1 protein-coding gene is annotated in these 279 nt (G+C 60.9%); it reads left to right on the top strand.

Translation table 11 applies throughout. The features are described 5' to 3' along the window. Window positions 1-279: sulfatase-like hydrolase/transferase (locus tag SB753_RS36720; protein WP_410805041.1), on the top strand; the 279-nt coding region annotated here is incomplete at both ends.

The following is a 279-nucleotide window of genomic DNA, read 5'->3' as shown; positions in this document are numbered from 1 at the left end:
CAGATGACTCCGTTCGCGCTTGCCGCGTACGGCCACCCGCTCACCCGAACACCCAACCTCGATCGTCTGGCAAAGCAGGGCGTGGTTTTCGATTCCGCGTACTGCGCGAGCCCGCTATGCGCGCCGTCGCGTTTCTCGTTTCTCTCCGGCAAGCTGCCGTCGGCAATTGGCGCTTACGACAACGCAGCAGAATTTCCGTCGCAAACGCTGACATTCGCGCATTATCTGCGCGCGGAAGGCTATCGCACGATTCTCTCCGGCAAGATGCATTTCTGCGGC

Origin of the sequence: Paraburkholderia sp. SIMBA_053 (assembly GCF_046534895.1) — a bacterium.
In the GTDB taxonomy this organism is placed as follows: domain Bacteria; phylum Pseudomonadota; class Gammaproteobacteria; order Burkholderiales; family Burkholderiaceae; genus Paraburkholderia; species Paraburkholderia caledonica.
The sequence above is the reverse complement of the archived record's forward strand: the minus strand, read 5'-3'. Positions and strand labels throughout refer to the sequence as shown.